General features: G+C 47.9%; 16 protein-coding genes. 4 read left to right on the plus strand and 12 right to left on the minus strand.

Annotation, left to right across the window (positions count from 1 at the left end; translation table 11 throughout):
- Positions 1-98: 98 nt before the first annotated feature.
- From clpB to rluD, 5 genes are all read right to left on the minus strand, one after another.
- A complete protein-coding gene (clpB, locus tag VC28_RS12615) occupies positions 99-2,756 on the minus strand; it encodes an ATP-dependent chaperone ClpB (protein WP_049630952.1) in 2,658 nt (885 codons plus the stop codon).
- Positions 2,757-2,882: 126 nt separating this feature from the next.
- Complete coding sequence (locus VC28_RS12620; RefSeq protein WP_049630953.1) at positions 2,883-3,404, minus strand: magnetosome magnetite crystal formation protein family; 522 nt, start codon at positions 3,402-3,404, stop codon at positions 2,883-2,885.
- A gap of 36 nt (positions 3,405-3,440) precedes the next feature.
- On the minus strand, positions 3,441-4,199 hold the full coding sequence (locus tag VC28_RS12625) for a copper homeostasis protein CutC (protein WP_049630954.1): 759 nt from the start codon (positions 4,197-4,199) through the stop codon (positions 3,441-3,443).
- An 89-nt stretch (positions 4,200-4,288) separates the two neighbouring features.
- Positions 4,289-5,050 (minus strand): peptidoglycan editing factor PgeF, encoded by a 762-nt coding sequence (gene pgeF, locus VC28_RS12630; protein ID WP_049630955.1) that lies wholly within the window; start codon positions 5,048-5,050, stop codon positions 4,289-4,291.
- Positions 5,043-6,008, minus strand: coding sequence for a 23S rRNA pseudouridine(1911/1915/1917) synthase RluD (gene rluD / locus VC28_RS12635; protein ID WP_049630956.1), 966 nt, complete (start codon positions 6,006-6,008; stop codon positions 5,043-5,045). Before rluD ends, pgeF begins: the two co-directional genes overlap by 8 nt.
- Before the next feature lie 157 nt (positions 6,009-6,165).
- Between rluD and VC28_RS12640 the strand changes: the two genes are divergently transcribed.
- The gene (locus VC28_RS12640; RefSeq protein ID WP_049630957.1) at positions 6,166-7,068 is read left to right on the plus strand and encodes an outer membrane protein assembly factor BamD; all 903 of its coding nucleotides are present in this window, start codon (positions 6,166-6,168) and stop codon (positions 7,066-7,068) included.
- A 92-nt stretch (positions 7,069-7,160) separates the two neighbouring features.
- Here VC28_RS12640 and VC28_RS12645 read toward each other — a convergent pair whose 3' ends face one another.
- The gene (locus VC28_RS12645; RefSeq protein WP_049632378.1) at positions 7,161-8,789 is read right to left on the minus strand and encodes an NAD+ synthase; all 1,629 of its coding nucleotides are present in this window, start codon (positions 8,787-8,789) and stop codon (positions 7,161-7,163) included.
- 172 nt (positions 8,790-8,961) lie between these two features.
- On the opposite strand from VC28_RS12645, the gene VC28_RS12650 reads away from it, so the two are divergent.
- Together VC28_RS12650 and VC28_RS12655 are read left to right on the plus strand one after the other, a co-directional pair.
- Positions 8,962-10,629, plus strand: coding sequence for a sensor histidine kinase (locus tag VC28_RS12650; protein WP_049630958.1), 1,668 nt, complete (start codon positions 8,962-8,964; stop codon positions 10,627-10,629).
- A 38-nt stretch (positions 10,630-10,667) separates the two neighbouring features.
- Entirely contained in the window at positions 10,668-12,071 is a 1,404-nt protein-coding gene (locus VC28_RS12655; protein ID WP_049630959.1) for a sigma-54-dependent transcriptional regulator, read from the plus strand.
- 31 nt (positions 12,072-12,102) lie between these two features.
- On the opposite strand, the gene VC28_RS12660 is transcribed toward VC28_RS12655, so the two are convergent.
- Genes VC28_RS12660 through VC28_RS12685 form a run of 6 tightly spaced genes read right to left on the minus strand, consistent with a single transcriptional unit; the run spans position 12,103 to position 19,686 of the window.
- Positions 12,103-12,528, minus strand: coding sequence for a type IV pilin protein (locus VC28_RS12660; RefSeq protein ID WP_049630960.1), 426 nt, complete (start codon positions 12,526-12,528; stop codon positions 12,103-12,105).
- Positions 12,529-12,541: 13 nt separating this feature from the next.
- Positions 12,542-16,987, minus strand: coding sequence for a pilus assembly protein (locus VC28_RS12665; protein WP_049630961.1), 4,446 nt, complete (start codon positions 16,985-16,987; stop codon positions 12,542-12,544).
- 12 nt (positions 16,988-16,999) lie between these two features.
- Positions 17,000-17,554 (minus strand): pilus assembly PilX family protein, encoded by a 555-nt coding sequence (locus VC28_RS12670; protein WP_049630962.1) that lies wholly within the window; start codon positions 17,552-17,554, stop codon positions 17,000-17,002.
- A gap of 19 nt (positions 17,555-17,573) precedes the next feature.
- A complete protein-coding gene (locus VC28_RS12675) occupies positions 17,574-18,620 on the minus strand; it encodes a PilW family protein (protein WP_049630963.1) in 1,047 nt (348 codons plus the stop codon).
- An 11-nt stretch (positions 18,621-18,631) separates the two neighbouring features.
- Entirely contained in the window at positions 18,632-19,108 is a 477-nt protein-coding gene (gene pilV / locus VC28_RS12680; protein WP_049630964.1) for a type IV pilus modification protein PilV, read from the minus strand.
- Between the two features lie 17 nt (positions 19,109-19,125).
- A complete protein-coding gene (locus VC28_RS12685) occupies positions 19,126-19,686 on the minus strand; it encodes a GspH/FimT family pseudopilin (RefSeq protein WP_049630965.1) in 561 nt (186 codons plus the stop codon).
- 207 nt (positions 19,687-19,893) lie between these two features.
- On the opposite strand from VC28_RS12685, the gene VC28_RS12690 reads away from it, so the two are divergent.
- Positions 19,894-20,424, plus strand: coding sequence for a GspH/FimT family pseudopilin (locus VC28_RS12690; protein WP_049630966.1), 531 nt, complete (start codon positions 19,894-19,896; stop codon positions 20,422-20,424).
- The last annotated feature ends 9 nt before the right edge of the window (positions 20,425-20,433 follow it).

Genomic DNA, 20,433 nt, shown 5'->3' on the forward strand with positions numbered 1-20,433 from the left:
TCAACTATCACCGCTTAATAAATAGACATAAAAAAACGCCGTCACTGCTGACGGCGTTTTATCGGATTGCGAAGGTCACACATTCTTATGGCAGATGTTTAATTCAATCGCTTGGGATCAAACACGATTTTCTCGCCCATCAAGCGGCCATGGATAATCGAGCCAGGCAGGAATTTTCCGCTGAGAATATCCTGCGCCAGCGGGTTTTCAATCAGCTGCTGGATGGCACGTTTTAACGGGCGCGCACCGTACACAGGATCAAACCCGACGCTCGCCAGTTTATTCATCACATCATCGTCCAATTCCAAACTCAGTTCGCGCTCAGCCAAACGTTTGCGCAGCAGCTCCAACTGAATATCAGCGATGCCACGAATTTGTTCGCGCCCGAGCGGATGAAACACCACAACCTCGTCGATACGGTTAATAAATTCCGGGCGGAAGTGACTACCAACCACTTCCATCACCGCATCTTTCATCGCGTTGTAGCGGTTTTCATTGTTGAGCGAATTGTTCAAATCATCGGTCACAAAGCTATCGAAACTTACGGTATCAAATGATTTGTCTTCCGCTAATTCCTGAATGCGATCCGAACCTAAATTCGACGTCATCACAATCACGGTATTGCGGAAATCCACCGTGCGCCCCTGGCCATCAGTCAAGCGTCCATCGTCCAACACTTGCAACAAAATATTGAATACATCCGGGTGCGCTTTTTCCACTTCATCTAACAACACAACAGAATAAGGTTTGCGGCGCACCGTCTCCGTCAAATAACCACCTTCTTCGTAACCAACATAGCCCGGCGGCGCGCCAATTAAACGCGCAACAGAATGCTTCTCCATAAATTCCGACATATCGATGCGCACCATCGCATCGGTGGTATCAAATAAAAATTCCGCGAGCGATTTACATAACTCGGTTTTACCCACACCGGTTGGCCCTAAAAATAAAAATGACCCGTTGGGGCGATTGGCATCACTCAGACCCGCACGCGAACGGCGCACCGCGTTGGCGACGGCAACAACAGCTTCGTGCTGACCAATTACACGTTTGTGCAGCGACTCTTCCATACGCAATAATTTTTCGCGCTCGCCTTCCAACATTTTGGATACCGGGATACCGGTCCATTTGGAAACCACCTCTGCAATTTCCTCGTCGGTAACTTTATTGCGCAGCAGTTTCATTTCCATCATTTCAGCCTGGCTGGCCATATCCAGCTGTTTTTCTAACTGCGGAATAATGCCGTATTGCAATTCGCTCATGCGCGCCAAATCGCCTTTGCGGCGTTTTTCTTCCAACTCAAAACGCGCCTGTTCCAATTGGCTTTTGATTTCATGGGAACCTTGCAGCGCTGCTTTTTCGGCGCGCCAGATCTCTTCAAGATCACCGTATTCGCGCTCTACTTTATCGATATCAAAATCAATTTTTGCGAGACGTTTTTTGCTTGCCTCGTCTTCGTCTTTTTTAACCGCTTCGCGCTCGATTTTTAATTGGATCAAACGGCGCTCCAAACGATCCATCTCCTCCGGTTTGGAATCAATTTCCATACGGATACGACTGGCCGCTTCATCGATCAAATCAATTGCTTTGTCGGGCAATTGGCGATCCGTAATGTAGCGCTGCGATAATTTTGCCGCGGCAATAATCGCCGAGTCGGTAATATCCACACCGTGGTGAACTTCGTAGCGCTCTTTCAAACCGCGCAAAATGGCGATGGTGTCTTCTTCGCTGGGTTCATCCACCAATACTTTTTGGAAGCGGCGCTCAAGTGCCGCATCTTTCTCAATGTATTTGCGATATTCATCAAGCGTGGTTGCGCCCACGCAGTGCAATTCGCCGCGCGATAACGCCGGCTTGAGCATATTGCCCGCATCCATTGCGCCTTCGCCTTTACCGGCACCGACCATGGTATGCAATTCGTCGATAAATAAAATAATGCGGCCTTCTTGTTTGCTCAGTTCGTTAATCACGGATTTCAAGCGCTCTTCAAATTCGCCACGGAATTTTGCACCGGCGAGCAGGCCACCTAAATCGAGCGACAACAAACGTTTATCTTTTAAACCTTCGGGCACTTCGCCGTTGACGATGCGCTGTGCAAGACCTTCTACAATCGCGGTTTTACCTACGCCCGGCTCACCAATTAATACCGGATTATTTTTGCTGCGGCGCTGCAACACTTGAATCGTGCGGCGGATTTCGTCATCGCGGCCAATCACCGGGTCAAGCTTGCCCGCTTCGGCGCGCGCGGTTAAATCCACAGTGTATTTTTCCAGCGCCTGACGGTTGCCTTCGGAATCCGCATCATCCACATTTTCACCGCCGCGCACTTTTTGGATCGCTTGCTGCAGACGTTGTGCGTTGCCGTGCTTTTTCAACAACTCGGCAACCGCGCCTTGCGATTCCGTCATCAGTACAATCAATACTGAATCGCTGGAGACAAATTTATCACCGACTTTTTGTGCATGGCGGTCAGCAAGATTCAACAGGCGCACCATTTCCGGTGACATGGTCACCTCGCCAGTCGGGTTTTTGATTTGCGGTAAATTTTCCAGATATTCATTGAGCGAAGTGCGCAAACCAGCCACATCAAAACCTGCCTGGCTGAGCAACAAGCGCACACTGGCCGCGCCTTTTTGGTCGATCATGGCAAGCAGCAAATGGCCGGGGTCAAGCTGGTTGTGATCCTGTCCCAGTGCGATGGATTGGGCATCGGACAGCGCAATTTGCAATGAGTTGGTTAAACGGTCGATACGCATGGATTACCTCAAGCGATGAGTGATTACTCGGTTGAAGCAGACGTGGGGGCTAGCGGGGTGATTTCAAGCAGGCGCAGGCACCTGCTTGATCTATCCAATAAAAAATAGGCGGGAAATTGTTTTAAATCAATTTTGTGCCACGGATGGGCGCGGCGTTTCGCTCACATCAAAAAACTTGATCGCCATAGGGTAGTTTTTAATGATCCCTTTGTTCGCATCCATAGCCCCCATAATGGTGAACACGATAGAGCAGATAAACAGCAACACAAGCAGTGGAATACCAATCAAAACAAAACACAAAATAATGGCGACCACGACGTAAATAACCGAACTGAATATCCAGTTCATGACCACCTTGCCCTGCTCATTGACATAGGGATCGTCTTTTTTGGATTGCCACATAATGAGCGGGACGATAATGCCCAGAAAGGGAAACAACCAGGAACAAAACTGGGTGAGGTGCATCACCATCGCATAGTCATAATTATTGGTTTGCATAATCGTATGCGGTTGGAGCTGGGTATCTGGCTGTGCAGCGCGCTGCGTTTGCGCCCCCAAAATGCGCTCTTTGGCTTGCTGGTATTCCTCTTCACTGATCAAGCCCTTTTGTTTCAGGTCATTCAGTTTTTCAATTTGGTCGAGATCCATAATGATTCCTTGTTGTGTGTAGGATAAAAACAATAACTAGTTGGCCGCCCGCGCGGCAGCAATGGTTGCGCGCACTGCATCAGCATCGGTCAACGTAATTTCATATTCACGCTCAAGTGCAGTTCCGCCCATGCCGACATGCGGGTTGCGAAATTCCATACGGCTTTTGATGGTTTTCAGTGCTGCAAAATGCATTTCATCAACGCCCGTTGCACGCCGCACCTGCGCGATAGTATCAACATCAAGTGCACCGCAACCCATGATAATAATTCGGCCATCCGCGAGTGCGACTACCTCCTTGAGAATATCGCTACCCTCTACGGCAGTGTCGCGTTGGCCGGACGTTAGCACGCGATCAACACCAGTGCGAATCAAGGCCTCAAGTGCTTCGCGATAATCGCGTGTCATATCAAACGCGCGGTGACAGGTGACTGTCATAGGTCGCGCCGCCTCAACCAAGGCTTTAGTGCGCACCTCATCGATAGCACCTTCTGGCGTAAGGCAGCCGATCACCACGCCGGCAACACCTATTTCCCGCAATGCAATGACATCCTCAAGCATGCTGCGAAATTCGAGTTCGGAATACAGAAAATCACCACCGCGCGGCCGGACAATCACGTGAAACGGAATAGTCGCTACACGCAAGGCTTCGCGGATCACCCCCATGCTCGGGGTTAATCCGCCCTCAAGCAAACTGGCACAAAGCTCAACCCTGTCTGCACCCGCTTGTTGCGCGGCCACCAGGCCATCAATACCTTCAACACAGATTTCGATTTTGAATGGATGTTTTGACATGGAATAACTTCAACTCATTCGTTAGTGGTGATCAGGCTCACTCAGGGTTAGATACCAATTGGACGCGGCTGGATTCACGTTACAGAAAATTATTCAACCCACACCAAACTCGCCATGCGGCCGGTGGTTTTATCGCGCCGGTAAGAATAAAAACGCGCACTATCAGCGTAGGTGCAATAACCGCCGCCGTAGACATCACTAACGCCCAACGCCGTTAACTCGGCACGCGCCAGCGCGTAAATATCGGCAAAAAAATGCAGCGGGCGATGGGCGGGGCTGAACGCAGCAGCAATCTGCTCGGCGTGAAGTGGATTGCGCGCGGTGTTAAAAAACGCTTCGAGCACATCGATGCCGACTTCAAAATTCGGCTGGGAAATCGCAGGACCGAGGTAAGCCATAATATCCTGCGGTGCAGCGTTGAATTTCTGGATGCCTATGGCGCAAATTCCCTTTGCCAGACTGCGCCAACCGCAATGCAGCGCCGCCACTTGGGTGCCTTGTTTATCGCACAATAAAATGGGCAAACAATCTGCCGTCATCACCAGACACGCTTGCCCGCGCTGGTTGCTGTAACTGCCATCGGCCGTGCGCACCAAACCATCTGCTGCGGCATCTACAACGCTTACGCCGTGCACTTGCTCCAGCCACTGCGGTGTTTTTTCCAAGCCCAGCTGCGTACACAACTGCGCGCGATTTTTTTCCACCAGCAGTGGATCATCACCCACATGCAAACCGACATTATTACTGGCGTAGGGCGACGGGCTCACACCGCCCGCACGGGTTGTGATAAAGGCGCGCACATTGGCAGGTGCTGGCCAGTCGGGCGTTATGCCATCAGGGCTACTAGTCATCGACAAGGGTATAGCCTGTGTTGAGTGCATCGAGCAGGTTTTTGAAATCGTCCGGCAATGGCGCGGTCCACTCGGTGTATTCGCCTGTGCCCGGATGCTCCAGACCCAGCTTGAATGCATGCAGCGCCTGACGCGGGAAGTTTTTCAAGGTATCGATCAAATGTTGATTGGCACCTTTGGGGATTTTGAAACGGCTGCCATAAGTTTGGTCGCCCACCAGCGGGTGACCGATATGCGCCATGTGCACACGGATTTGATGGGTGCGCCCCGTTTCCAGTTTGACGCGGATATGGGTGTGGCTCGGGTAGCGTTTTGCGACACGGTAGTGCGTCACCGCGCGCTTGCCGCCCGCCTTAAGCACCGCCATGAGTTTACGTTGGAGCGGATGACGGCCCATAGGCGCATCGACTGTTCCGCCGCCGGTCATGGCACCCACCGCAACCGCCTCGTATTCGCGGCTTACGGTACGGTCGGCCAATTGCTCTACCAAATCAGTGTGCGCCTCCAGTGTTTTGGCGATCACCATCAAACCCGTTGTTTCTTTATCAAGGCGATGCACAATGCCCGCGCGGGGCAAGTTCACCAAACCGGGAATATGGTTGATCAGGGCGTTAACCAGCGTACCGGTGTAATTACCCGCCGCCGGATGTACCACTAATCCGGCCTGCTTATTAATGACAATTAAATCGTCATCTTCATGGACGATATCCAGCGATATCTCCTCCGGCTCCCATTCGCCCTGGGCTTCCAGCTCGGCTTTTAATTCCAGCAGTTCGCCGCCGATCAGTTTATCTTTGGGTTTGGCGATACGGCCGTCCACTTTCAACTGGCCATCTTTGATCCAGCTTTGCAAACGTGAGCGCGAGAAGTCGGGGAACAACTCCGAGGCGATCTGGTCGAAGCGCATGCCGTTCATTTGGATCGGCACTTGTGCGCTCAGGTCAAAAACATCTTTCATTAAAAAACCTCTAGTGATTGTTTCTGGCTGCTCTGCCAAAAACCGGAATTTGGGCGCTTTTACTGTCGCCAGATTGGTATCCGCCAAGCTCTGTGTTTAAATACCCTGCCCCGCAAACGGGGTCTATGTTTACCGAGATATAAGAGTCTATAACCCTATGCGATTCCTGCCCTGTTTGATGCTGAGTAGCCTGGTGCTGCTGACTGCCTGCTCGTCCAAAGAGCCCGAATATACTACCGAGGCGGACTTGTACAACGCCGCGACCAAACAACTTGAAAACAGCCAATGGGAATCAGCGATCAAAAACCTGAACTCACTGGAAGAAAACTTCCCGTTTGGTACTTACGCCGATCAAGCGCAATTGGAATTGATCTACGCCCACTACAGCTCGGGTGAAGCGGATGCGGCCATCGCTACCGCTAATCGCTTCATTCGCCTGCACCCCCAACACCGCAATGTGGATTATGCCTACTACATGCTCGGCATGGCATCGTTCACCAAAGACAAAGGCATGTTCGAGCGGGTGATGCCTATCGATACATCCAAGCGCGATCCGGGCGCTGCGCGTGAATCCTTGGCGAATTTTACCCAATTACTCAACCGTTATCCCGACAGTAACTACGCCGCCGATGCCAAAAAGCGCATGCTCTTTCTGCGTAACCACTTGGCTCGCTATGAAATCCATGTCGCCAATTACTACTTCAAACGCGGCGCTTATGTTGCCGCTGTAGGCCGCGGGCGCTACGTGTTGGAAAACTTCCCCCAGTCGCCCGCCACACCCGACGCATTGGCCGTTATGGTACAGGGTTATCACATGTTGAAGATGCCTGAAAAATCCAACGAGATATTGGAGATCCTCAAACTTAACTATGCAGATTACCCGGCACTGAGCAAAAAAGGCGAATTCGATTACGACTTTATGTACAACAACGGTAAATCACCCTGGCTGGCTTACCTGACACTGGGCTTGTTTAGCAAAAATGAGATTACTGGTTTTGATACCCGCGCACTCTATGATCCGCAATACAAACCCTATGTTGATGTAGAGCGCGTGCAGTAAGTAGCTCCGCACCCGCACCCGTTCGGGATTGTATGTAAAGGCCGCACTTGCGGCCTTTTTTATTTCTCGCGCTGGCGTATCGCTAGCAGGATTTACTCGCCCAACTTCCAACCCGAGGTAATCGGATAACGGCGATCGCGTCCAAAACCGCGCTGGCTAATACGAATACCTACCGGAGCCTGACGGCGTTTGTATTCGTTGATATCCACCAAGCGCACCACGCGCTCTACCTGCTCACGTGCAAACCCTTGGCTAATAATCGCCTCAGCGCTGTAGTCTTGCTCAACATACAACTCCAGAATGCGGTCGAGGATATCGTACGGCGGCAGGCTATCTTCGTCTTTTTGATCGGGAGCCAGCTCCGCCGAGGGCGGACGGGTAATCACTGTTTCCGGAATCACCGGGCTGATGCTATTTCGATAGCGCGACAGGGCAAATACCAGGGTTTTAGGTACATCTTTAAGCGCATCAAAACCACCGGCCATGTCGCCATAGAGCGTGGAGTATCCCACTGCCATTTCGCTTTTGTTGCCAGTGGTCAGCACCAGATAGCCTTTCTTGTTGGAGATCGCCATCAGTAGCACACCGCGGCAACGCGCCTGCAGGTTCTCTTCGGTAGTATCGCGCTTGGTGCCGGCAAACTCATCGCTGAGCGCCGCCATAAACGCTTCGTACATGGGTTCGATACTGATAGAGCTGTAACGCACCCCGAGGCGCGCCGCTTCATCGGCAGCATCGTTTTTGCTTAAATCCGATGTGTAGCGGAATGGCATCATTACCGCTTCAACGCGGTCAGCGCCCAGCGCATCCACTGCCATCGCCAGCGTTAACGCGGAATCAATACCACCTGATAAACCCAGCACTACGCCTTTAAAACGATTTTTATTGACGTAATCGCGCATGCCCAACACCAGCGCCTGATAAACCGCCGCGATGTTTTCCGCGATGGGCTCAAGCGACTGGGCAGGCACATGAACTGACTGCTGATCCCACTCCAATTGCACCGCAAATTGTCCTTCCACAAAACCCGGAGCACGGAAACACGTCTGCCCGCTGGCATCAATCGCAATGGAACCGCCATCGAAAACCAATTCATCCTGACCACCGACAAGATTGGTATACACCACCGGCATTTTCCCTTCGCGCGCACGAGCAGCCACTACTGCTTCGCGCTCGTGTTGCTTGCCTTGGTGATAGGGCGAGGCATTCAAATTGAGCATCAATTTTGCGCCCGCACTCGCGGCTTGCGCCATGGGCCCTGCAAACCAAATGTCTTCACATACGCTCAGCGCTGTGGGGATACCTTTCAGATTGAATACACAGGGTTGATCGCCCGCAGAAAAATAACGCTTCTCATCAAACACCTGATAATTGGGCAAACATTGTTTGGCGTATTCCGCAATGAGCTTTCCGTTTTCAATCACGCCCGCCATGTTATAGAGCTGACCATTTTTGAAACGCGGATACCCCACGACCAATGCCAGAGGCAAGCTGGCCTCCTGCAACTCACGCAAAGCCCGCTCGATGCGCAATTCAAGGCTGGGGCGCAACAACAAGTCCTCAGGCGGATAACCTGTAAGTGTGAGCTCGGGAAAAATCACGGCATCGACATCACCTTGTGCAATCGCCATACGGGCGGCTTCCAGCACCTTGGCAGTGTTACCGGGGATATCCCCAACAAGCGTGTTGATCTGGGCGAGGATCAAACGTAGCTGCGACATAGGCATAAAGGTATCATCAGCAAAAAGACAGGCGCGCATTGTCCGCGATATACGCTTTCAAAGCCAAGAGGATTTTACCCGGCCATTGCCAAGCGCCTGTTATTTCCAATACCCGTTATTTCCTAATGCCCGTTATTTTCTAACGAATAGATACAAGGAATATGCACAAACCATGACATCCAGTTTGCTCAACAACCCGCGCAACTATAACCCCTATGATTTGCTGCGCATTTACACCTATTACCGCACCCTGCTAGGCAGCGTGTTGTTACTCATGTTTCAAATTGAATTTGCCCCTAAAGTGTTGGGCAATGACAACCCCGAGTTATTTTTTTACACATCCATCGCCTACACCGCGATCAACTTCATGACGTTAATCGTGATGTGGCGACTGAAATATTCGCCCTCACAACGCCAACTGTTTGGCTCCTTATTAATTGATGTGGTCGCGATTGGCGTATTGATGCACTCCAGCGGCGGCGCGATTAGCGGGCTGGGTTATTTATTATTGGTGGCGATTGCTGCGGGCGGAATAATGTTGCGTGAGCGCATTTCATTTTTCCTCGCCGCCATCACCACTATTGTCGTAATCGGCGAAGGAACATACCGTTTCCTGATTCTCACGCAAGACAATAAAGCGTTATTTGCGTCGGGTACATTGAGTGCCCTGGCATTTTTGACTGCGCTACTGTTTCAGCATCTCACTAAAAAAATCCGACTTTCCTATGCTGAAGCAGAGGCTCAAGCGGAGCATGCGGCGCATTTGCAAAAGCTGGCGCAATTGATTATTGAAAGAATGCGCACAGGCATATTGGTATTGAATAATCGCGCAGAGATAGAGCTCTGCAATCAGGCAGCATTAAAACTACTGGGCGCACCTCACCCGGCAGCAGGCGAAACATTGCGGCTCGACCGTTTTCCAGAGCTGTATCGCAAACATCAATCCTGGCAGCGCCATGCCAATGACCATTCGCCTTTTATAAAAATTGATGGCGACACTACCACCGAAGCAAAAGCCAATTTTGCCTACCTCGAACCAGGCAACACCGACAATATCCTCGTTTTTCTTGAAGACGTACGCTCACTCAACCAGCAGGCACAGCAACTAAAACTTGCATCACTTGGCCGGCTGACGGCTAGCATCGCCCATGAAATCCGCAATCCTTTAGGAGCCATCAGTCACGCCAGCCAATTACTCGGCGAAACCGATACACTTCCTGCCAGCGACCAGCGCTTGCTCGATATCATTAATAATCACAGCAAACGCGTAAACCAAATCATCGAAAATATTTTGCAGTTGTCACGGCGACGCCCAACCAAACAAGAACCGATTGATTTACGCAAGTGGATTCCGGCATTTATTGCCGATTACAAAGCCAGCAAAACCAACGGATACCAGTTGGACATACAACTTCTGGAAAAGAATCTGGGCGAAATCGCCAGTGATTTTATTTATGATGACATCCATAGTTTTACACGCATGGAAGCAAAGTTTGACATCAGCCAACTGCAGCAAGTATTGACCAACCTATTTGATAACGGCATTCGCTATAGTCCTGCTATAGAAGGGCGTGCGCAATTGCGAATTGAAATCGGTATTGATGTCACACAGCACCAGCCATACATCCGTGTTATCGACTTCGGACCAGGCATTAACGCTGATAACTATAAACATTTGTTCGAGCCATTTTTCACAACCGAAAATACCGGTTCCGGCTTGGGCTTATATATATGCAAAGAATTGTGTGAGGCCAACCAAGCCATTATTTCTTATAAACGCACCGATAAAGGTGAAAGCTGTTTCCACCTGCAACTGGCACATCCGGAAAAAACATCCTAAATACTTCGCAACACTTTTTATAAATATCAGGAACCACTATGACCGCAAAGCGCGCACTGATTATTGATGATGAACCTGACATTCGCGAGCTATTGGAAATTACCTTGGGGCGCATGCAAATTCATACCGACAGCGCAGCCACAGTCGCGAGCGCCAAGCAGTTATTAGCACAGCATCATTACGACCTATGCCTGACCGATATGCGATTACCTGATGGCAATGGACTGGAATTGGTGGAACTCATCCAACAACAGCACCCTCAACTGCCGGTTGCGGTGATCACTGCCCATGGCAGCATCGATACCGCTATTGAGTCAATGAAAGCAGGTGCATTTGATTTTATTTCCAAGCCGGTGGATTTAGCCACGCTGCGCAAGCTGGTAACTACCGCCATCGAATCAAGTCAATACACTCCTCCACCGCTACAAAAAACTACGCCCATTATTGGTGAGTCAAAAGCGATTCAGGATTTAATCCGCAGCATTGAAAAACTGGCGCGATCCCAAGCTCCGGTTTATATCAGTGGCGAATCAGGCTCGGGCAAAGAGTTGGTTGCGCACTCTATTCACGATCTGGGCCCACGTGCCAGCAAACCCTTTATTGCGGTTAACTGCGGCGCAATCCCACGTGAACTGATGGAGAGTGAATTTTTTGGCCACAAGAAAGGAAGTTTTACCGGCGCACATCAAGACAAAATAGGATTATTCCAAGCAGCAGAAGGAGGCACTTTATTTTTTGATGAAGTCGCTGATTTGCCACTGGATATGCAAGTAAAACTCTTGCGTGCCATTCAGGAAAAATCCATCCGGCCTGTAGGTGCTGCGGACGAAATTACTACCGATGTACGCATTCTTTGCGCAACACATAAAAATTTGGAAGTTGAGGTCAAAGAAGGCCGTTTCAGACAGGATTTATTTTATCGCTTGAATGTAATTCAACTGGCCGTCGCACCACTGCGTGAAAGGCGGGAAGATATTGCATTACTGACGCATCACTTACTGCAAAAGTTAGCAAACGATATTGGACTGGACGTACCCACACTGTCTGCCGACGCACAAAAGCTATTAAACAATTATCACTTTCCAGGCAACGTGCGCGAACTGGAAAACATTCTGGAGCGGGCATTTACACTTTGCGATAGCAATGTCATCGACGTTCAAGATTTGCAATTGCGCGATCAGGGGAATTCTTTCGCCTCAAGCGAAGAAAAAACCTATTCACAAAAAACTACTCAGCGCTCTAACAATCATTCAGTAGATTATCCTGCTCGCTGCGCAGAATATTCCTCTCTGGATGAATACCTTCAGGATGTTGAAAAAGAAATTTTATGCCATGCGTTGGAGCAGGCGAAATGGAACAAAACACTGGCAGCGAAACATCTTGGAATTACATTCCGCTCGCTCCGTTATCGCTTGCAAAAATTAGGATTGGATGATGAATAAAGCCGCTTTAAAAGCGGCTTTATTCATCAGATTACTTCCAACACTCTTCCGGTGCTTTTGCGCCAGTGTGCTCAAGGGTCAACTCATTGCATCCACCCTCAGTGTCTTCAGTCTGCGGCGATTTGATTGCTGTCGCCTTTAAACTGTAGGTTGTTGCCTCTGAACTGGCGGTATGGCTAATAGTGATTTTATAAAAACCAGTACCGGGGGTAATAACGCCCCCATCTTTCAGGTCTTTATACACAGCGCAATTTGTTTCATCATTAAATCGGGTATACGACGTATAACAACGCTGCAACCGTTGGGACAAACTCATTAACTCAGCTTTTGCTTCGGCACGATTACTTTTTCGCACCGAAGACAAATATGACGGGTATGCAATTGCCACTAGAACTCCAACAATCACCACTGCAATCATCAGCTCAATTAATGTAAAGCCATGCGTATTTTTTTTCATATTCAAATCCAATTTATTGCAGCTGACGCCATGATTGACGGCCTTCTATTGGCGCAGGCAATGAGAGATCTTCAGTTTCTATCTTCCCTAAAGAACTATTTTTAATAATATTGCCGATATCGCCACTCAAGGTCGCATTCAAATTACCCAGAATCAAATAATCAGCATAGGTCATTTCTTTGAGTATATTCACTCCCACATAGCGATCACCAATCGCAGGAACTTCCATCAGCCAACTATTACCGCCATATTTACACGCATGGTTGGACGGAATTAAGGTTGGGAAAATCAGTTTATCAAACAGCAATATCGCCTTCGTTGTTACACGCTCGCCCTGAGCACCCGTATCATCAAAATCCAACACCCACCCATTTTGAGTTCTCCAATCAGGATTCTGGTCTTTATCCAACTCACGCTTCGGTTTTGACGAATAGGTAGTGTTCATTGTTTTTTTACGCAAACTGGAAAGGCTGACTTTAGAGCCGATATCCGCTATTGCATAGAAGCTATGCTTAACACTGCCGACTGCGTCATCACCATCATCGTAATATTTGCCCGTTCCAAAATACACCATGGTTTTATAATCTTTGGGAACGTTAATACCTAAAGTTGGTGCAGCGGTAATGGGTTGCGCTTTTGTGCCATCTTTTGCCTCAAAAAGCTTATAAGCCAACTTCCAATTACTTACGTCATTAGAATCATTTTTGTCTGCATCGTAAAGATCAAAGCGCCATAAGTTACCATCGATGTCACCAGCATAAACCTGCAGCGCACGCCCCAAGGAATCAACCTGCAATGTGGGCGCAGACAAGCCAGTTCCCGCACCTGTATCGATTACTTTTGAATAACTTGAATTCAAAGGCTCCTCGAGATCAATCACAAATAGACTGGAATTACCGCCACTGCTATCGCCATTACCAAAAATCATTGTCCAGCGACCATTTTTCATGGGAGCAATAATCGGTTTACCTAACACGTAACCCATTTTAGGGTAATCTGTATCACTCAATTCAAATAGCAGTTTGGGTGTTGCATCAGTCACATCCAATGCATACACACCGCGTCCACCGGCCCCCAAAGTGCCAACCACAATCCTGCGCCATTCTCCTTTGTAAAAAACATCACTATAGGTTAATGGCCCATCCACTATGTACTTATGTGCACTTGCACCCAAGGTGTAATTAGGAGCCGTGATGGCAGCAATTTTCGCAAAGGCACCATTGGGAATAAATGCAAATTCCTCTTCCATGGTTTTGGCATTAAAGGCGTGAACCATACCGTCATTAGCGCCCACCATGACCAACTCAGCAAACCCAGGCGTTGTTCCACTACCCACTTTATCGCTTAAAAACTCTCTGTAAGTAGCGCCTGCATCACCAGGTAAATTGCTGTAACGAAAGTTTCTTGAGCCAACATACACAGGGTTTGAATTTACTATATCGCCCAGTATATTTCGATCATCGCCTTGGCCTCTATTTCTGAGGATACTCGCCGTTGTTTTCTTTGATTCTTCATAAGTGTCACTGCCGGTTATCCAGTCAGCGCGCTTTTGTGCGTTGGTAAAATCACTACCTTCTGATGCAAGCTTCAAGGCAGCCTGCTGCGTAGCAGTTAATGCACTCCAAGAAAACGAAACCAAATTGTTATTTTTATTAAAGTAAATATTTCTTCCCTCAGGCGACTGCTGCATGCTTCCTTCGCATAAAACACCAGTACCAGTAGCATCCCTGATGGTTGAGGTACAGAGTTCAGGTTTATCATCTAACACATCTGATTCAAACGTGTAGCCAAGCAAGCTTCCGGTCCAGTCTGAGCTATTAAATTGTGCTTGATAAACAAATGACCCCTCGCTAACGCGTGCGCTAACAGTCGCCACTGAGGATGCGGCACCTATACCCGCTGCAATGTCATTCATTACACTTTCCAGAGAGTCTTTTAATGCTCTAGGATCTGTCGCATAAAAATATGAATCAGATACATCCCTATCTTTAATCTTGGCGGTCAAATATTTATTGTCGAAAGTCGCTTTTTCTTTTGCTGCAGACGCTTTCGCTGCTGCCTCAAACGCTGTGGAATAACCGCCCCATTTTGCCGCCAGCTCCAATGGCGTCTTTAAAAATTGAGCATTAGTATCGGTATCGGTATCGGTAGCATCTTTTTCCCCTATGCGATATCTCTTTTGAGGGGTATTGGCTAAGTTATCGCAAGCTTTATTTTGCTCGTTTTTTGCATTACAGGTACATTTATCTGCCACATCACAATATGTCCCTTCCTCAGTAAAATCGACAATACCCGAATGTACTTTCCAGCCATCCTCAGCGGTTCCACTGATCACATAACCGAACCCCATGGGTGCACCTGTCGAATAGGTATATACCCTTGATGTAACACGAGCTTCAGCACTATCCACTTCGATATCCAGTGTACCCCATACATCCTGGTCAAAATCCAATCCCTGCTCAGCGGATTCCCAGTTAACATAAAGCTTCGCTTTATTCACAGTATTCGACTTTTCGATATCACTACTTACAATTTTGAAACCGACGATTGCACAATTGCCTTCTCTTTCTTCTTTAGCAACCGTTACACCATCTACTATTTTTGTCATACGGTTGCTTTTACATGCAGGCAAAACTTCAACTGTTTTATCGGAACCCGGAACAGGAATTTTAATGGATGGAACAGCAGGAGCCAAAGCAACACCAAATGTCCGAACGGTTTGGTCCCCTGTTATTGCAGTATTGATGTCATTTTGACGGGCAAAATAAGAGAGCCCAGCTATACCATAGCCCCCTTTAAGACGGGGCGCATCCGGGCAAGTGCCGAAGAGCTCCGACAACGCTGAATATTTTTTCCCCGTACAAATTCCATCTTTCTTGGTTGCATTAGTTCCCATAAAATAATTACCCGATAAATTTTCATGCGTAGCATTGCCAATTTTATTAGTCCACTCATTGAGATCGGATAGATTAATACCAGTACCACTCAACTCATCATCATCATAAGAAGAGCTGGAAGCATTAAACTGAATAATATTCAATGGGGCACAATAATTCGCTTCAGTAACAGGTTTGGTTCCCCATGCGATAGTATTAAGCCCTGCAATTCTAGCGCTATCATCTGCGGCAAATGCGCTGGTTGCTGTTGAGCCCGCCAGATAACGCAACGACTCCAAATATATTTCAGACTGCGGATTGCCCCAGTTACTACATTTACCATTCGCAAAACCGGATATAAGGTTGGGGCAACTATCATTGTCGGTACCATCAGAATAAGTGCCCGCGCCATAGTCATAACCGTAAATGCGCAAAACATCTAAGGTTTTAATGGCACCTGCTACACCGGTAAATGTGCCATTTGTGGTTGCATTGATTTCAGCTGACATATTTCCTATTGCTTTACGTAATACGCCACCCGACTTGTTTTTACCGTAGGAACCGGTCATCAAACCAAAATTAATTCGATTGGTCTCACCAAACTGCTGGAATAAACCGACAGGTTTCTTTGTACTTCCTGCTGCTGGGTATTGTTTACAATCTGCTTCTTCCAAACCGGCAACACATACTTTGACCCGCGCAACATACTCACCTTGTATGTGACTAGATCCTGCCGTCGGCGCATTGGCATAGGCGTTGATCCCTGAACCGCCTGGATCGTTAAAATTTGGAGCGCCGTCAAATCTGCACTGCCAACGTTCGTTACTTGCCCACAAGGAATAATTTCCTTTGACAACTCTCAATAGAGGAGGGCTTTTTAATTTTTGGGAAATATTCGTGCCCGTATCAGTGTCTGCAGTGGTATTACAAATCGTTATTCCCGTTGCAGGCGTGCCCTTCTGCATTTTAGGGACCTCATCAAATGGTGTGAGCTTATCAATGTCATCACCATCATAAAATTTTGCAAAAGAGTGGGCATCATGCGGCAAGAAGGCACGCTCTAACACAGTTTCGGAGGCGGTATCTGTAGAGCGATAACCACCATAAAGTATTTTACGAACCGCATCTATTCTGGTCATTGATGCCCAGTTAAGAAAGTTACCACTCCACTCATTACCGCCGGAGGTGCAGTAATGGTCGCTATCGGCAGCATCGTGTGGTTCAAAACGGTTGTTATCGGTGGAGTATATGTAGCATTTTTTGCTGTCGAAATAGCCGTAGTACTCATACTTCGGAATGTAAGTAGTATCTGGAATGCCGTCTTTCTCTCCACCGGTTGGATTGGTGATATCACTGTAATCATCGTAGACTTTGAAATAGAGTTGATGATCTCGCGAGAGATTCAACATCATGATCGGCGTTACAGGGTTCGTTTGAAACAATGGGGCTTGTGCGGGAATTGAATGCGCCGTATGTGCAATTGACATTGCAAAAAACGCAACCACAGAAGCCACGCCCATTCGAGGCAAACAACATTTTTCGGCAAGTTTGCGCACAGCAGCTTTCGTTTTGTTGATTAACATATGTCTACTCCATTAATCAGGAATGCGTTTTAAATACGATTGGAGAATTACAACAGTATCCGTGCTTGCACCAACCCCACGAGCAGATGCGCGATAAGGAACGGTTTCAAAAGAAAGGCTTTCCTGATCTATTCCACTGCCTGAAATAGCTGCCTCTTTGCCAATATCAGAGTTCAGTTCTTCCACTATGTATACCGGTTCACTGGCAACCCATGTTAAGTCGGATGTTATTTTTTTGACCCAATTCGTTTCATCGGCCCACTTTTCATCGGTAAACGAAGCAACAGAATCTGCAGGTGTTTTATTCAAGTCGAAATGCAAACCATCTTTTCCATTAAAAAGCGGCAGCGCCGCCTGCATAACAACAGACTCACCTTGCCGCAAAGCAGATTCAGCAGCCTGGAAAGCAATATTTCTGTCGCGCATGTTTCCCGCCATTCCTTCCTGCAATCCAGTTCCCCGAATAGCAGCAAGACTCACAATGGCAATCAAAAGCACCATTATCAACCCTACCAGCAACACAGCTCCGTTTTCATTTGCCTTGGGCGATTTTGCTGAAAACTTCATACTAAATACCTATTTCCGATTAATTTTCACGACTACGAATACCAATAGTGGTCGTAAACACCTGACGTAAGTAGCGATCGTCCGGATCTGCCTCTGCAGGGTCAACCAATACATCACCAAATGTGTAAGACTGCGGATCTTCTTGCACATTGTTTTCCAAACTGCGAACTAACAATTCAACTCTAACCGAATTAATTAATGGCCATTCTGTAGCATCAATGTCTGCAGCAAGACTATAAGTAGGGTTTGGATTAACAATCGTTGCTCTTGGTGCGTATGTAATGCGCATCCGTTCAACACCTTCGAGCAATTCAAGAGCATTCTCATCATTTTTTCTTTGCCACAAACTTGGCTGACCACCAGCCCCCTCGGCAATAAAATAAACGGTAGTGGTAACAGGAGCGACTTCTCCTTCAGAGAAAATCTCCAGCTGTTTTGCGGCATCACCCCCCCATCCCGGGGCATGGGTAATCGTCAGTGTATTTGCAGCAACCGATAAATCTGTTACCTGAAAAACGCGCGACGAGTAACAATCACTCACAATCACGGCTTTGTTTTTACAAATATCACCCACGCAATTGTCAGTTACTGCAGTTGCGCTGGTATAAGCAAAAACCTGAGTGCCATTACTGGTGTTATTGACTGGAAAACCAACATCAGCTGCGGAGCGTAAAACAATAATACTTTCGTCTTCATCTATCCTTTCTTCTGCAAGCCCCAGATCTTCCTCTGCGCCATTGGGCAAATCCTCTGCAGAATCATATCCCCTCACACCTTCAGCGAAATCAGTGTGAAGACCACCAAGATCCAAGTCACCATCCTGCAAAATCACGTTGTTAGTCGCAGGGTCGGAGCGCAAACAACCATAGCGTGCAGCAGCACGTATATCACGCGACATAAATTCAATGCCCAATCGCCCTGTTTCCTGAATTCTGGACATGCCTTGCTGGGTGATAAATACCCTCTTGCTCGATAAAAACATCTGCACCACACCGGCCATTAATACCAAGCCTAATGTAATAGAGATCATCAACTCCACTAGGGACAATCCTGCCTGCTTGCGCATCACGTTAATCCTCAAAGCCTCGCCTTGTAGCTAAAAGTGGTTTTGTCTTCTGACTCTTCATCAGAGCTATTTATTTCATCCCACTCAATGGTAATTTCACAAATTCTATTGCCATCATCACACTCAATCGCACCTGTTCCATTAGGCAGACTCGATGCTATGTTTTTTCTCCAGTGATACAGATCAACTGCAGACATAGGCTCTGTTGGCGGTTCGGATTCCTCAAATGCGGCTTTCTCGATCGTGTATTTAGATAAGTTCTCGCGTGCATCACTAATACGTGAATTGTTAATTCGGATTCGCTCCAAAATATCGTAGGCATATATATTTGCTTGCGAGCGGAAATAGGCCCCCTGATTAAACTGTAGTGATTTAGTCTGCAATGCAGACAACGCGATCAGCGAGGTAGATAAAATCAGCAGAGTCACCAAAACCTCTATAAGCCCAACTCCGCGCTGGGAGCATGAAGATGCCTTATTCATATCCATACTACCTTCCACTCTACTTAAGTAACCGGACATGCCTTGCGCTCCAAACTGACCAACCCCGATAAACCTATGGTAATTTCCCAGGCCGCATCGCCCGTACAATCCTGAAATTTCGATTCAATAATAATTGGGTTTTCATCTATGCGTGCCAAGGTGCCTATATTGGTGTAGCGCACAAAAGTAACATCGCTTCCACCTCTGGTTACTTTTATCTCTGCACGAGGATCCTGCTTTCCCCATACCTTCAATACTGTACTCTCACTGTGAGAGGCATCGGTGAGTACGGGCGTAGACTCTTTATCACTTGTAGCGTGATCTACAACCACAATAAAACCATCTACCCAATTACCGCTGCACGAAGCGCCGTCATCGCTTGCACACAGCGTGACTCTTTTGCTTCGTTTGACCGCTTCCAGACGGGCAAAATTAATTGCTGATGCAAAATCTTCACCGAGTGCTACTGCGCGATTATTCAGCATCTGCGAATTAAAGCTCGGAATCGCCATCCCCAACACAATTGCGGTAACAACCAATGTCACCAACAACTCAATCAACGTAAAACCTCTGTATGAATACATGTATTGCTTCTCAAGTTACATACTCTAAGGACACGCCAATAACGCCTAGACAGAGAGATTGGCATTAATTATATTTGGCCAGCTTAGCACGGCCTGTGTGAGCGCCTCTTGAAGATGGCGACATCCGGTCATGATGGATGCATAAGCGGCCACCAATGGCACCAAAATCAACTCATTACCCGCAATCGGTATCAGGAAGGATCCAGGATGAAATCAAAGGGATTTACGTTATATGAACTGCTTATCACTTTAGTGATTATCGGCATCACGCTTGCGATAGCCATTCCCAGTTTCAATAAACAACTTTACCAATCGCGAACAGAGGTAGCTGCACTCACGCTACTGGATGCCATTGAAACAAGCCGCTCCACCGCAATATTCAAAAATACCCGCACGATGCTGTTAGCTAACGATAAAAAATGGCACAGCGGGTGGATATTGTTTGTCGATAGCGATAATGACGGCACTTACGACGAAGACGAAACCATGATTCGTAGAGAGGGAACACTTACAGGCGTATCCATCAGCAGTGCAAAAGCGCCGATGGATAGCTACATATCATTCATTGGTACGGGAGAGGGAAGAAAACCAGGGAAGGCAAATGCCGGGGCATTTTTGGCAGGAACGATAAAAATTTGCCCGGAACAATATGGCAGCGGCTACGTACTTGTTCTATCGCGCGGCGGGCGAACGCGTATAGCCAAATTGCCTCCCGAAGAGTGCACCTTTACTCGCTGAGCAAGCTCT

It is taken from the genome of Cellvibrio sp. pealriver (genome assembly GCF_001183545.1).
In the GTDB taxonomy this organism is placed as follows: domain Bacteria; phylum Pseudomonadota; class Gammaproteobacteria; order Pseudomonadales; family Cellvibrionaceae; genus Cellvibrio.